General features: G+C 35.6%; 12 protein-coding genes. 4 read left to right on the forward strand and 8 right to left on the reverse strand.

All coding sequences use genetic code 11. From position 1 onward, the window contains the following. Positions 1 to 661 precede the first annotated feature (661 nt). A complete protein-coding gene (locus ILS93_RS24305; protein ID WP_222661551.1) occupies positions 662 to 3706 on the forward strand; it encodes an efflux RND transporter permease subunit in 3045 nt (1014 codons plus the stop codon). Positions 3707 to 3749: 43 nt separating this feature from the next. Here ILS93_RS24305 and ILS93_RS24310 read toward each other — a convergent pair whose 3' ends face one another. The 4 genes from ILS93_RS24310 to ILS93_RS24325 all read right to left on the reverse strand — a co-directional run bounded on the left by ILS93_RS24310 (position 3750) and on the right by ILS93_RS24325 (position 7197). Continuing rightward, positions 3750 to 4274, reverse strand: a complete 525-nt coding sequence (locus tag ILS93_RS24310) for a P-loop nucleotide/nucleoside kinase family protein (protein WP_098849865.1) — start codon at positions 4272 to 4274, stop codon at positions 3750 to 3752. A gap of 135 nt (positions 4275 to 4409) precedes the next feature. Continuing rightward, a complete protein-coding gene (pstA, locus tag ILS93_RS24315; protein ID WP_098275264.1) occupies positions 4410 to 5330 on the reverse strand; it encodes a phosphate ABC transporter permease PstA in 921 nt (306 codons plus the stop codon). A gap of 2 nt (positions 5331 to 5332) precedes the next feature. Continuing rightward, positions 5333 to 6223: a phosphate ABC transporter permease subunit PstC gene (gene pstC, locus ILS93_RS24320; RefSeq protein WP_000676675.1), complete on the reverse strand. Its 891-nt coding sequence runs from the start codon at positions 6221 to 6223 to the stop codon at positions 5333 to 5335. A gap of 71 nt (positions 6224 to 6294) precedes the next feature. Beyond that, entirely contained in the window at positions 6295 to 7197 is a 903-nt protein-coding gene (locus tag ILS93_RS24325; protein WP_000245097.1) for a phosphate ABC transporter substrate-binding protein PstS family protein, read from the reverse strand. A 509-nt stretch (positions 7198 to 7706) separates the two neighbouring features. Here ILS93_RS24325 and ILS93_RS24330 point away from each other — a divergent pair. Genes ILS93_RS24330 through ILS93_RS24340 form a run of 3 tightly spaced genes read left to right on the forward strand, consistent with a single transcriptional unit; the run spans position 7707 to position 10061 of the window. Next, entirely contained in the window at positions 7707 to 7964 is a 258-nt protein-coding gene (locus ILS93_RS24330; protein WP_000252989.1) for a FeoA family protein, read from the forward strand. Further along, on the forward strand, positions 7961 to 8683 hold the full coding sequence (locus tag ILS93_RS24335) for a FeoB small GTPase domain-containing protein (protein WP_046953769.1): 723 nt from the start codon (positions 7961 to 7963) through the stop codon (positions 8681 to 8683). Before ILS93_RS24330 ends, ILS93_RS24335 begins: the two co-directional genes overlap by 4 nt. Then, on the forward strand, positions 8661 to 10061 hold the full coding sequence (locus tag ILS93_RS24340) for a nucleoside recognition domain-containing protein (protein ID WP_222661552.1): 1401 nt from the start codon (positions 8661 to 8663) through the stop codon (positions 10059 to 10061). The genes ILS93_RS24335 and ILS93_RS24340 overlap by 23 nt, the downstream gene beginning before the upstream one ends. Positions 10062 to 10121: 60 nt before the next feature. Here ILS93_RS24340 and ILS93_RS24345 read toward each other — a convergent pair whose 3' ends face one another. From ILS93_RS24345 to gerLA, 4 genes are read right to left on the reverse strand one after another with little or no spacing between them, the layout of a single operon-like run. Then, positions 10122 to 10259, reverse strand: a complete 138-nt coding sequence (locus ILS93_RS24345; protein WP_000493996.1) for a hypothetical protein — start codon at positions 10257 to 10259, stop codon at positions 10122 to 10124. 11 nt (positions 10260 to 10270) lie between these two features. Further along, positions 10271 to 11437 (reverse strand): spore germination protein GerLC, encoded by a 1167-nt coding sequence (gerLC, locus tag ILS93_RS24350; protein WP_222661553.1) that lies wholly within the window; start codon positions 11435 to 11437, stop codon positions 10271 to 10273. Continuing rightward, on the reverse strand, positions 11421 to 12545 hold the full coding sequence (gene gerLB, locus ILS93_RS24355; RefSeq protein ID WP_098275262.1) for a spore germination protein GerLB: 1125 nt from the start codon (positions 12543 to 12545) through the stop codon (positions 11421 to 11423). Before gerLB ends, gerLC begins: the two co-directional genes overlap by 17 nt. Continuing rightward, on the reverse strand, positions 12546 to 14024 hold the full coding sequence (gene gerLA / locus ILS93_RS24360; protein WP_222661554.1) for a spore germination protein GerLA: 1479 nt from the start codon (positions 14022 to 14024) through the stop codon (positions 12546 to 12548). Between the last annotated feature and the right edge of the window lie 55 nt (positions 14025 to 14079).

Here is a 14079-nt window from a genome sequence, read left to right on the forward strand (position 1 = left end):
GTCTGCCGCTCCAGAAGCGACTTCATCATATTAACATCTTCGTTTTTTGATGTCAACTAAGTTTTAAAATTTCTTTTTTGTCGTTTTCTGCGTTTCCGCATCAGCGACGTTTATTAATATACCATCATGATTTTTAAATAACAAGTGTTTTTTAAAAAAAACAAAAAAATATCCATCCTACTTTCTTCTATATAGAGACACCTCATCCCATCTATGGAAAACAGCTATTTAAATTGCATACCAATACACTCTAGTTAACCAAACTGTATTTCATAACCCCTTCCTAGCTTTTCATTCTCTTCTATATTAAAGCCTTGATCATTTACTTCTCTATAGACTAACAATATACAAAACAAATCAATCCAACCTTTTAAAAAATAGATTCACCACTTCCTACATAAAGCAAACATGCCGATTTTTAGTTTTGTTCCTCCACACAAACTATTAATTGAACGAATCGGTTGTTTACAGACAGCTCGATTAGGTAATAATCTTATCGCTCGGCGAATAGCGGAATAAATAACGAAATTCCAACAAAAACATTAACTTAAGATTATTGTTAGAATTTTTTTACATTTAATTAATGAAAGATATCCATTTTTTGTTATATAGTAAGAAAGGACGTACTCAACTATAAATAAACCAATGGAGGAATTACTTTATGGATAGGTTAACAAAGTTTTCATTAAAAAACCGCGCCGCTGTTATCATCATGGTTTTTCTCATTTCCGTACTTGGCGTTTATTCCGGATCTAAATTACCTATGGAATTTTTACCAAGCATCGATAATCCAGCAGTCACTGTCACAACCTTATCTCAAGGACTCGATGCTGAAGCGATGACAAAAGAAGTAACTGATCCCCTCGAAAAACAATTTCGCAATTTAGAACACATCGACAGCATCACCTCTTCTACGCACGAGGGATTATCACGTATCGATATCGCGTATACATCCAAAGCAAACATGAAAGACGCGGCACGCGAGGTTGAAAAGGCCATTAACACAATTAAATTACCTAAAGATGCAACGAAACCCATAGTTAGCCAATTAAATACTTCTATGATTCCACTCGCTCAAATTGCTATCCAGAAGCAAAACGGATTTTCAAAAGCAGATGAAAAACAAATCGAAAAAGAAATCGTACCACAACTCGAAAACATTGATGGTGTTGCCAACGTTATGTTTTTCGGAAAATCAGCCTCTGAATTATCTATCATACTAGACCCAAACCAATTAAAAGATAAAAACGTAACAACAGAACAAATATTAAAAGTTTTACAAGGAAAAGAAACTTCCACTCCAGCTGGAGCAATTACCGTTAATAAAGAAGAATATAACCTTCGTGTCATTGGGGATATAAAAAATGTAGATGATATTAAAAACATAACCGTTGCACCTCAAGTAAAATTGCAAGATGTGGCTCAAATCGAACTTAAACAACACTACGATACAATCTCGCATATAAACGGAGAAGAAGGAACCGGATTGATCATCATGAAAGAGCCAAGTAAAAATGCAGTTACAATCGGAAAGGAAATCGATAAGAAAATCAAAGATATAAGTAAACAATATAAAGATCAGTTTTCTATTAAACTTTTAGCCTCAACTCATGAGCAAGTTGAAAATGCTGTTACTAGCATGGGCAAAGAAGTAATTCTTGGAGCAATTGCTGCAACTCTAATTATCTTAATCTTTTTGCGTAACTTCCGAACGACACTCATCGCCGTTGTCAGTATTCCATTATCTATTTTATTAACACTCTTTTTACTACACCAATCTAACATCACACTTAACACCTTAACGCTTGGTGGTTTAGCAGTTGCAGTTGGACGTCTCGTTGATGATAGTATCGTTGTCATCGAGAATATTTTCCGTCGTTTACAAAAAGAATCTTTCTCTAAAGATATTATTCTTGATGCAACGAAAGAGGTCGCCGTCGCAATTACTTCTTCTACTTTAACAACAGTCGCTGTTTTCTTACCTATTGGCCTCGTATCAGGAGTAATCGGAAAATTAATGTTACCTATGGTATTAGCAGTTGTATATTCTATACTATCGTCCTTAATCGTTGCACTAACAGTTGTTCCACTTATGGCTTTTTTACTACTCAAAAAAACAAAGCACAAAAAGCCAAGTTCTTCACCACGATATGTCGCTACATTAAAGTGGGCTCTTTCGCATAAATTCATTATTCTACTTACTGCTTTTTTATTATTCGCAGGATCGATTGCAGCCTATGTATTACTACCGAAAGCGAACATAAAATCTGAAGACGACACAATGTTATCTATTAATATGACTTTCCCAGCTGATTACGCTCCTGAAACGCAAAAACAAAAAGCCTTCGATTTCGAAAAGAAATTACTTTCTAATTCGGATGTAACGGATGTTATTTTACGAATGGGATCTAGCGCAGAAGATGCACAATGGGGGCAAACGACAAAAAATAATCTTGCCAGTATATTTGTAGTCTTCAAGAAAGGCTCTGATATTGATCAATATATTAAAGAGTTAAAGAAAGAACATAAAGCTTTTGAGCCTGCTGAACTAGATTATATAAAAACGAGTTATTCAAGCTCTGGTGGTGGCAACAATTTGCAATTCAACGTAACAGCTACTAACGAAACGAATTTAAAAGAGGCTGCTACTATCGTCGAAACAAAACTAAAAGATATGACTGCTCTCTCTAAAGTAAAAACAAATTTAGAAGACTCTAAGAAAGAATGGCAAATCCATGTTGATCAAACAAAGGCCGAACAACTAGGCTTAACACCAGAATTAGCAGCACAACAAGTAGCATTCCTTATGAAGAAATCACCTATTGGTGAAGTTTCAATCAATAATGAAAAAACAACTATTATAATAGAACACAAAAAAGAAAACATCACTAAACAAGAAGACATTTTAAATACAAACATACTATCACCTAGCAATGGACCAATTCCTTTAAAAGACATTGCGACTATTTCAGAAAAGCAACTTCAAACAGAAGTCTTCCATAAAGACGGAAAAGAAACGATTCAAATTACTGCTGAGGCCTCAAATGAAGATTTAAGTAAAGTAAGCACAGAAGTAAACGAAACGATAGCTAACTTAGACTTACCTAGCGGCGCAAAAGTAACTATTGCAGGTGCAACTGAATCTATGCAAGAGAACTTCACAGATTTATTCAAAATTATGGGGATTGCAATCGGGATTGTATATTTAATTATGGTTATCACCTTCGGACAGGCACGCGCTCCTTTTGCAATTTTGTTCTCCCTGCCATTAGCTGCTGTTGGCGGTATTTTAGGATTAATCATTTCAGGAACACCCGTTGATGTAAATTCCTTGATCGGCGCATTAATGTTAATCGGTATTGTCGTTACAAACGCTATTGTATTAATAGAAAGAGTGCAACAAAATCGGGAACACGGAATGGAAACAAGAGATGCCTTACTAGAAGCGGGATCCACTAGATTACGTCCAATTATTATGACAGCTATAACGACAATCGTCGCTATGCTTCCTCTCCTATTTGGTCAATCGCAAGCAGGAAGCATGGTATCAAAAAGTCTTGCCGTCGTTGTCATCGGTGGTTTAGCAGTCTCAACCGTCCTTACGTTAGTAGTCGTTCCAGTTATGTATGAACTATTAGATAAAATCGGGAGAAAAAGACGCTCTCGTAGAAAGATAAGCACTTCCACAGAAACACCTGATATTTAAAGAAAAAGGCGTTATCTTCAAGAACGAAGATAACGCCTTTTCTCTACTTACTCATATAATCCATCATTTTTTGAGCATATCGCTCTAGAGGTTTACCAGAATCTACAATAAGACATTCACTATTTAAAGGTCTTTTACTACCATCTAACCACTTTTTAAAAGCTACTTCCGAATCGACTTTTCCAATCTGACTGATCATACGTTTACGTGTTTGTAACCTATTATTAATCTCCTCCATATCATTAAGATAGCATTCAATATATTTATATTTCACATCATGTTTATTAGACAGTTTCATTCCTTTTTCAACCATCCCTTCATATAAACATGGACTATCCAATATAACACTATGCCCTTGTTCTAAATAAGAATCAATCAATGCCCATTCAACATCGTATGATACTCCTCCAACAATTGTCGATTCAATCCCTTTCATTTCTAATGATTGTAACAATGCCGATTTCAAAACGTCATGATTTACAATTACAGCACCCGTTAACTTCGCTATATACTTAGAAACTGTCGATTTTCCCGATCCAGGAAAACCTGACATTTGCAGAAAAAACAAATTAACTTCTCCTCTCACCTGTACCTATTCATCTATATAATCAATTACAACTTCAACAATCATTACATCCATTCCTTCTATATTAAAATACAAAAAGAACTCTCTACTTATAAGTAGAGAGTTCCTCTTTATAATTTATGCCGCTTTTGCTTTCTTCGTCGTTTTATTTTTTCTTTTCGTTCCTGTAAAACGCTTGTGCAATATAGATGCTACCAAGCGTGAAATAACATTGAATAGTAATACCATAATAATTAATACAGCTGCAGATTTTGTCGCAATCAACTTTGCATCCGGAATAACTCCTTCAGAATTTAACTTCCAAATGTGAACCGCTAACGTTTCAGCTGGTCTAAATGGATTTAAAGGATGCGCAGGACTTGAGAAGTCCGCTGCTGAATTTAAAATCGGGGATGTTAAACCCGCTGTGTAAATTAACGCTGCCGCTTCACCAAATATACGACCCGCCGCTAAAATAATACCTGTAATAATTTGCGGTAATGACGACGGAATAATAATACGAGCAATTGTTTGCCATTTCGTTGCACCTAATCCAAGACTCGCCTCTTTTACATTATGAGGCACTTCTGAAATCGCATTTTCACAAACACGTGTTAAACCTGGTAAGTTTAAAATTGTTAAAGCAAGAGCACCGCCCATTACTGTGTATCCCCAACCTGTCATGGTAACGAACACTAACAAACCGAATAAACCAACAACAATCGAAGGTAAAGACGCCATTGTCTCAATACATAAACGAACAAAATTTAAAAAGCGCCCTTGTTTTGCGTACTCTGCTAAATATATTCCAGCACCTAACCCAAGAGGAATAGATATAACAAGCGTTATAACAAGCATGTAGAAGGAATTGAATAACTGTGGACCAATCCCACCACCAGCTCTTGTATTACTTGGTTCTCCAAACAAGAAATTAGGATCCCAAAATCCCCATCCCTTTTGCAGAATTTCAAACACTAAGAATACTAGCAGAGCTACAACTAAAGCTGCAACTGCATAAAAGATACCTGTCCAAATTTTATTTACCGTTCTTGCATTCATTATTATCGCTCACCTCTTTGCCCAATCGCTCGAATTACTAAAATAAACAGGAATGAAATAACAAGTAAAATCATTGCTAAAGTCCATAGCGCATTATTCCAAGCAGTTCCGTTTAATGTATTTGTCATGTCCATTGTCAAAATACCAGTTAACGTCGCTGTCGGGCTATATATTCCTTCTGGTAATTTAATTGTGTTCCCGATTACCATTTGAACCGCTAATGCTTCACCAAAAGCACGCGCTAAACCTAAAACAACACCTGTTAAAATCCCTTTTTTCGCAGCAGGAACAATCACTCGGCTAACCGCTTGCCATTTCGTTGATCCTAGACCATAAGAAGCTTCTAAATAATCAAATGGAACAGAGCGTATTGCATCAGAAGCGATACTAGCAATAGTAGGTAAAATCATAATACTTAATACAACAATACCCGCAATTAGACTAAATCCCACTCCCCCGAACGAATCACGTAATAGCGGCACTAAAATCGTAACCCCTAATAATCCGTATACAACCGACGGAATACCAACTAATAATTCTAAAACGGGCTTCAATACTTTATTTCCAAACTTCGGCGAAATTAAATTCATGAATATAGCAAGAGCTATAGCAATTGGCGCACTAATAATAACCGCACCTAATGAAACCACCGTTGAACCTACAATGAAAATCAAAGCCCCGAAGGTTCCTTCGTCAGCATTTGGATTCCATTTTGTCGATGTTAACATTTCAGTAAATGAAATACCACTTTGTGTAAAAGATTGAATACCTTTACCGCAAATAAACGCAATAATAGCTAATGTAATTAAAACAATAAAAATACCACAAAACGTAACAAGCGATCTTCCTATATATTCACTTTTTACGTAATTAATTTGTTTTTTCCCCTTCATCACAGGTCAGACCCCACTTCATAGATTGAAATGAACAGGACTGGCCTTGCAGCCAGCCCCATAAAAATTTATTACTTATTTAATTTAGACATTGGGATGTAACCCATATCTTCTACTTGCTTTTCAAAGTCTTTGCCTTTTACATAATCAATGTAAGCTTTCGTTGCTTCTTTCGCTTCACCTTTTGTTACCATGTACTCGTAAGACCAGAATGGATATTTACCAGACGAAATATTTTCAACTTTTGGTTCAGAACCATCAATTTTCACTGTTTGTAGCGCACCTTTTTTATCGCCAACCATGTAAGACATTGCTAAATAACTTACTGAACCTGGAGTAGAATTGATCGCTTGCTCTACTGCACCGTTAGAATCTTGTGTTGTACCAGTTCCATCATTAATTTTCGCTTCTTTCATAACTGTCTTTTCAAATGTAGCACGTGTACCAGATGAAGCCGGACGGTTAATTACGTTGATTTTTTCATCTTTCCCGCCTACCTCTTTCCAGTTTGTTACTTTCCCAGTGAAGATATCTTGTACTTGTTGCACTGTTAAGTTATCAACTTTTACATCTTTATTTACGACAAGTGCGAATGCAATACCCGCAACCTTGTTATCTACTAATTCTTTCGCTTTTTCAGCATCTTTTATTTTATCTCCCGACGGAACATCTGAATTACCAATTTGTACTGCACCCGATGCTACTTGGTTAATCCCAGTTCCACTACCGCCACCCTGCACTTGAATAGAAACTTTTGAATTTTTCTCCATGAATTTCTTTCCAGCTTCCTCCGCAAGAGGTAGAAGAGCTGTAGAACCAGCTGCTGCAATCGTACCTGATAATTCTTGTTTTGTATTATCGCTTCCTTTAGCAGTTTCTTTACTAGCTGTATCATCTGCTTTCCCACATCCAACTAACGCTCCTGCCACCACTAAAGCCGCTAAAGAAAATTTAATACCTTTTTTCATAACCATGTCTTGTACCCCCATTTGGATTATCACTTTTCGAATTCATTTTCTTTCGAACACAAATTCATTGTAGGACAACAATATTATGTGAGTGTTAAGCAATTTTTAATTTTAAGTAAATGACGATAATAATCCTTAAAAGCTAGGAATCCCAACATTTATAGTTAAAGATTCCAACAAAATCCACACGAATTAAGCTGTAATGTAAATTTATTCTTAACAATGTAAATTCAATGTAAATGTTTTTCGCTCTTTTCCCCTTTTAATTAAAAATACATTTACAAATCCATTGTATCTTTTAACTTTTACACTCTTACTTTATTTACATTCAACAGAATTTCAGTAATATTTTTTAGTACAACTAAATAAATTGGAACAATTCTAAAAATAAATGAATATTTTTAAAGTACCAATTGACAGCATCATTCAATGTAGTCTACTATATTACTAACAAAAAGTTTACCTAAGGAAACTTTTTAAACTTAAACTAACAATATAGAGATGAGGTAACTTTTATGGTATCGGCTAATACAAAACCACTTTCCGAATTTAAGACAGGAGAGTTTGTACAAATTGAGAAGATACAATTAGAAGGAACTATGAAACGACGTTTATTAGATTTAGGATTTATCCCTGGGGCAACGATTAAAGTATTACAACGCAGTCCACTTGGAGATCCGGTCGCTTATCAAGTAAGCAATACAACTATTGCACTACGTAAGGAAGAAAGTTCCCTTATTTTCGGGGTATTAATAGGAGATGATTTCAGATGAGCAAACATCGTATTGCTTTAGCTGGCAACCCGAACACCGGGAAAAGTACATTATTTAATACTTTAACAGGCTTAAAACAACACACTGGAAACTGGACGGGAAAAACTGTTTTAAAAGCTGAAGGGGAATATGAACATAACGGAAGTAAATATACATTAATAGATTTACCTGGAACTTACTCACTATATTCAAATTCTGCGGATGAAGAAGTAGCGAGAGATTATATTATATTTGAAAAACCAGAAGTAACTGTAGTTGTTATAGATGCAACTGCAATGGAAAGAAATTTAAATTTAGCCCTCCAAGTGATGGAAATGACAAGCAATGTAGTCATTTGTATTAATTTAATTGATGAAGCGGAGAAAAAAGGCATCGTTATTGATGAAAAGAAATTAGCAAAATCGCTCGGTGTACCTGTAGTTAAGATTTCTGCTCGTAACCGAGTAGGTATTGGGCATTTGCTAAGTGTTATCGCTAAAGTAGCAAATAAAAAATTAATTCCAACACCAATTAAAATTTCTTACAGTGAAAAAATCGAAAATATGATTCAGGAATTAGAACCACAAATTTACAAAGTGTTCGGTGATACGTATCCAGCACGTTGGATTGCGTTACGTATATTAGATGGAGATAAAAATTTCTTAACTACACTTCAAAAACACCATAATGAACCACTTGTAAGGGAGGTCGTAATGAATGGAATCTCACTCAGCCAGTAAAGCTCTTCCATTAGACTATATTATTCAACATGCACAAGCACTCTCAAAACAAGATATACGAGATGATATTGTCGGAGATATTTATCGAACATCTGCAAGCATATGTAAAGAGTCTGTCCAATATACAAATACTGATAAATTGTATCGTTCTGAAAAACTAGATAAAATTTTCACATCTCCAATCTGGGGATTTCCAATTATGCTCGGTATTTTATCTATTATTTTTTATCTTACAATTGCAGGCGCTAACGTACCATCTGATATGATTGCTGAGTGTTTCGGATGGGCCGAAGGATATTTAACATCTTGGTTCCAGGCAGCACATGCACCCGAATGGCTACATGGCATTTTAATACTTGGTTTATTCCGTGGTATCGGTGCTGTTATTAGCGTTATGTTACCACCTATGGCAATCTTTTTCCCTATGTTCGCACTATTAGAAAACTACGGATATTTACCACGTGTCGCTTTTAATATGGATCGCTTATTCAAACGCTCCGGTGCACATGGCAAACAATCTTTAACAATGGCAATGGGATTTGGTTGTAATGCAGCCGCTATTATGTCAACGCGTATTATTGAATCACCACGTGAACGTATGCTTGCAATCTTAACAAACAACTTCGTTCCTTGTAACGGTCGCTGGCCTATGTTAATTTTAATGGCTTCATTATTTATGGCTGCTGGTTATACAGGTAGTATGCAAACATTAGTTACTGCTGGCGTTGTAGTTGGAATGGTTGTAATTGGTGTTATTATGACATTAACTGTTTCTTGGGTACTATCAAAAACAGCTTTAAAAGGTGTACCAACTCACTACACTCTTGAGTTACCACCGTACCGTAAGCCAAAAGTTTGGAATACAATTGTACGTGCAACACTCGATAAATCAATTTATGTTTTAAAACGAGCTATCGTTGTAGCTGCCCCTGCGGCTGCATTAACTTGGTTACTAGCTAATATTTTCATCGGTGACACAAGCTTACTTATGTATTTTGTAAACTTCCTAGATCCGTTCGCTAAAATGTTAGGACTTGATGGATTTATTCTAGCTGCGTTCATTCTTGGACTACCAGCGAATGAAATTGTTATCCCTATTTTATTAATGTCTTATTTATCAACTGGAGCTTTAACTGAAATAGACGATTTTAATCAAATTAAAAATCTATTCTTAGAAAATGGTTGGACTTGGTTAACAGCGTTAAACACAATGTTGTTCTCACTTCTTCATTTCCCATGTGGAACAACACTGGTTAACATATATAAAGAAACAAAAAGTGCAAAATGGACATTCTTATCGTTTGCAATCCCTACCGTTATCGCCATTGTTGTGACATTCCTCTCTACACAATTGGTACATTGGTTAGGGCTTGTATAAAAGCAAAGCATACATAGAAGGTATCCCCCTTCATTTGCTTTGCACGAAAGAAACCTGAATTTATTTAGGTTTCTTTTTTTGTGCATCAGTATTCCAAGGCTGTGCTCCATACGTTGTAAGTTTCTTATGAATAAAGTATATGGTTCCCGGAAGAACCGCCATTAATATCGTGCAACTAATTCCTAATCCAGTAAACAACTTCCATCACCTTATTTCACTCTTTTGGGTAAAGCTGAACCAGAATGTTCAATTGTCGGATGAACATGAACAGTAATTTTAGCATTACTAAAGTAATTTTCGCCTTGATCCCAATTCTTACTTATCTTTTTCCACTCTTTATAATTATGCCGCTTATATATTTCCCCTAATTCTAATACATCTACCTTATATTTTTTTTGAACAAGCTTAATCGATTTTTGGATGCGTTTCTCCATTTCCTCCGAGATGTCCTTCTCTAAACGCTTTTCATTCAAAACCTTTTTATGATCACTAAAGTGTAACTCAGCCAATGTACCTTCCAAAGACAAGTGAATATTAAACTCTGGTTTTGTGACATTCGTTGTAGATACTTTAATTTTCCGATGCAACTTATGAATTTCATATGTAATAAGTTGATTTTTTTTACGAATGGTAAAAAAACCTCCAATTTTTTTACCTATTATATAATTCATTCCTAATGTTTCTTCCCCACTCAAACTGCCTACACACTTATTATCCTTTCCACGAAACAACGCTGCCCCGTTCATTTGTACCCCTTGTTTTGTTAGTTCGAGAATAGGTAGTACAAAACTTCGGTTGGAAATCATCTTTTCCTGGACTTCACCAATTCTTGCAGCCTCAACCATTTGGGCATTTTTCGGAGGGTGCTCAGCTAACATATCAATATACTGCGCCGGTAAATTTTCAGGTTTGGCACTCTGCTTTAAAATAGCCTCTGCATTTTTCGCAGAAACGAACAAACGAATATTTCTTCTCATCTCGTGATCGCGAATATATACATCTAACGTATTTTGTAAAACATATGGATTCGATAATAAATCTTTAGAAAAAATGATCACTTGTATGTGCGGAAAGAATAATGAGCGACTAATTTTTTTGGCGATAATTCGTATTTGCTCAAAGACACTATCTGCTTTCGCACTAACATTAATATAATTTTCACTATCTCCACCGCCTTGGCCACCTTGCTGCGCTAGCTTACTGGGAAGTACCATCTGATACGTCCCTTTCATAATTGGATTCGCTTTCTTTTTTTTCACAATATCATAAGCTGCGCCTACTACAAATCCTCTTTCTTCTATTTCTTCTAGCTCAGAGCACCCACTAATAGATCCAGCTAAAACCATAAGCATGATAATTTTAAGAAGGTGTTTCATTTCTACCATTCCTTCTTTTTATTTTATATACAATAAAAACGAGCAAAGGCGCTAACACAACAAACCCCATATCTATCCAAGCTAAATAAGTACCGTAATTTGACAAATCATTTAAATTACTCGGTATCATATTCACCATAAAAATAATAGGGGCACTTACGAAAATAAAAATATGTTTCTTCACTTTCGGAAACATAGCACAAAACAATAAAGATGCGACGTCATAATACATTGCTGTCGTGTTATAAATAGTAATAATCCAAGTCGTAAAAAAAATCGCATCAAATCTTTCTAAAAATCCTCCACCAATTTCAATTTCTTTCCCTAGTTCAATTGTTGGATATGTCAATCCACGTGTTGTCATATATGTAAAAACACTAATACAAGTTACATAAATTAAAATGTATGACAACACGTTTACTATCACCGCTTTCGCAACTGCCATTGGAGCTTTTTTCGCTGTTTTATCGTTTAACAACACCGCATAAAACAGAGCTACCTCAAATCCGATGAATGTAAAAATAGAATTTTTAACTCCTACAGCATATTGACTGACATTCGTTTGAAAAGCCGGCAGTAAATTATCTATTTCCATTAAGTTCACATTCAATAAAGAAAGAAGCACTATCGCAATTAAAACAATTGGCAAGAATAGAACATTTAACCTTAATAAAGCCGCTCTCGATCCTGCTACTCCATAAATAACAACTAATAAGAAGAAGAAAGACAGTAGTTGTATTGGTGTATCACTAAATAAATACGTTTGTGAAATAATTGCAATCATTCGTGACTCATATGCTGTCAAAGCAGCAAACGTTAATACTAAAATGCTACTAATTGTGTATGCAACAGGCTTTGTTAAATGCACACTCGTATATTGAACAAAGTTTTGTTTCGGGAATAAAATAGCTACCCTCGTTACAAACCAACCTAAAACTGCACATATCAATCCACCCAGAAGCAAAATAATCCAACCGTCTGAAAATAAAGTTTGGTTAGCTATATCTCTTGGCATAGACAATGCCCCTATACCAATAATTGTTGAAGATACCGCAAACCCAATTTCCCGAGATCCAATCTCTTCATCGCCATACTCAAATGGTTTCAATTACTCTCGCTCCTTTGGACGTAATGTAGCGTCTTTCGTTTGTAAATATTCCGGTCTCTCTTTCAACATCGATTTTGGCATACGAATAAGTTCTTCTTTCCAATCTTTATAAAATGCAGGAGCAATAGGCGTTGTGTACGGCACCCCGACACTCTTCAAATTCGTAATATGAACCGCAAGTGCAATAAGAGCTAAAATAATTCCATATAGCCCAAAAGCAGTCGCTGCTAATACAAAGACGAAAAGTAAAATCCGAAACGTAATTGTAATGCTATATACAGGGAGAGAAAAGGTAGCAATTGCAGTAACTGCAATAATAATTACTAAAAATGGATTTACAATCCCTGCGTTCACCGCAGCTTCTCCAATTACAAGACCACCTACAATCCCAATTGTTTGCCCCATCGGTTTTGGCAACCTAATTCCCGCTTCTCGTATTAACTCCATCGTTAATGCCATCATTAACGTTTCTATATATGCCGGAAATGGTACCCCCTCTCTCGCTCCCGCAATAGAATAAGCTAATTTAGATGGAATAAGCCCTTGATGATACGATACAAGTGCTACGTACATGGCAGGTAATAAAACAGCAGCAATCCCCGAACCCATCCGCAAAATTCTTAATAAAGTCCCAATTACCCAACGCTCATAGTGATCTTCCACAGATTGAAAAATATCAACAAATACTAGCGGAGCTATAAGGGCAAACGGTGATCCATCCACCAAAATAGCTGCCTTTCCTTTCGCTAATGAGGCCACAATATTATCAGGCCTTTCTGTATTCAAAAACTGCGGAAACGGTGACAAATTATTATCTTGAATTAATTGCTCAATCGTACCTGTCTCAAAAACGACATCTGTCTCTATTGATTGAAGACGCCGATCTAGCTCTTTCACAATATAAGGATTAATAATATCTTCTATATATACTAGGGTTACTTCTTTCTGCGATCGCTTCCCCATAATATAAGATTGAAACCGTAACTTCGGATCACGTAAACCACGGCGAATTAACATTTTATTCACATTAATATCTTCATTTAATCCAACTCTTGGTCCACGGATTAAATCTTCTGTTACCGGCGGTTCTAAACTTCTTTTTTCCCACGCTCTACTATTAATCACGATAGCGGTTGGAATATTATCAATTAATATAACTGTATCTCCCGCTAAAATCGCATTTATAATATCCGGAAACGTTGTCTTCTTACCAACTTCCGCAATAGAAATAAAACGATCCAATAATGTTTGAACAACAGCTTCTTCTTTTTGTACTTCTTCATATTGAAGTGTACGAACTACATATTTATAAACATTGTCCTTATCTGTTAACCCACATAAAAAAATAACAGCACAGCGTGTAAAACTACCAGCAAGGGCAACTTCCCTAATTGTTAAATCATTAGGCGAACCTAACTCATTCCTAATTTCTTTCATAACTTCAAATAAGTTACTTTTTAACTCTAACAATTCCCCCACCTAACTTCCTTTTCAACACGTTTTTAGTTAGATTCCGCTAAAAAAAGAAAATATA

The sequence above is a fragment of the Bacillus sp. 16GRE42 genome, assembly GCF_019837435.1.
Taxonomy (GTDB): Bacteria; Bacillota; Bacilli; order Bacillales; family Bacillaceae_G; genus Bacillus_A; species Bacillus_A wiedmannii.

What these genes read in the sequence shown, in the direction of transcription:
- pstC (WP_000676675.1), bottom strand. Translation starts at nt 6,223, where the DNA reads ATGAAGGGGAAAAAACAAATTAATTACGTAAAAAGTGAATATATAGGA.
- ILS93_RS24325 (WP_000245097.1), bottom strand. Translation starts at nt 7,197, where the DNA reads ATGGTTATGAAAAAAGGTATTAAATTTTCTTTAGCGGCTTTAGTGGTG.
- ILS93_RS24305 (WP_222661551.1), top strand. Translation starts at nt 662, where the DNA reads ATGGATAGGTTAACAAAGTTTTCATTAAAAAACCGCGCCGCTGTTATC.
- ILS93_RS24340 (WP_222661552.1), top strand. Translation starts at nt 8,661, where the DNA reads ATGGAATCTCACTCAGCCAGTAAAGCTCTTCCATTAGACTATATTATT.
- ILS93_RS24330 (WP_000252989.1), top strand. Translation starts at nt 7,707, where the DNA reads ATGGTATCGGCTAATACAAAACCACTTTCCGAATTTAAGACAGGAGAG.
- gerLC (WP_222661553.1), bottom strand. Translation starts at nt 11,437, where the DNA reads ATGAAACACCTTCTTAAAATTATCATGCTTATGGTTTTAGCTGGATCT.
- ILS93_RS24335 (WP_046953769.1), top strand. Translation starts at nt 7,961, where the DNA reads ATGAGCAAACATCGTATTGCTTTAGCTGGCAACCCGAACACCGGGAAA.
- pstA (WP_098275264.1), bottom strand. Translation starts at nt 5,330, where the DNA reads ATGAATGCAAGAACGGTAAATAAAATTTGGACAGGTATCTTTTATGCA.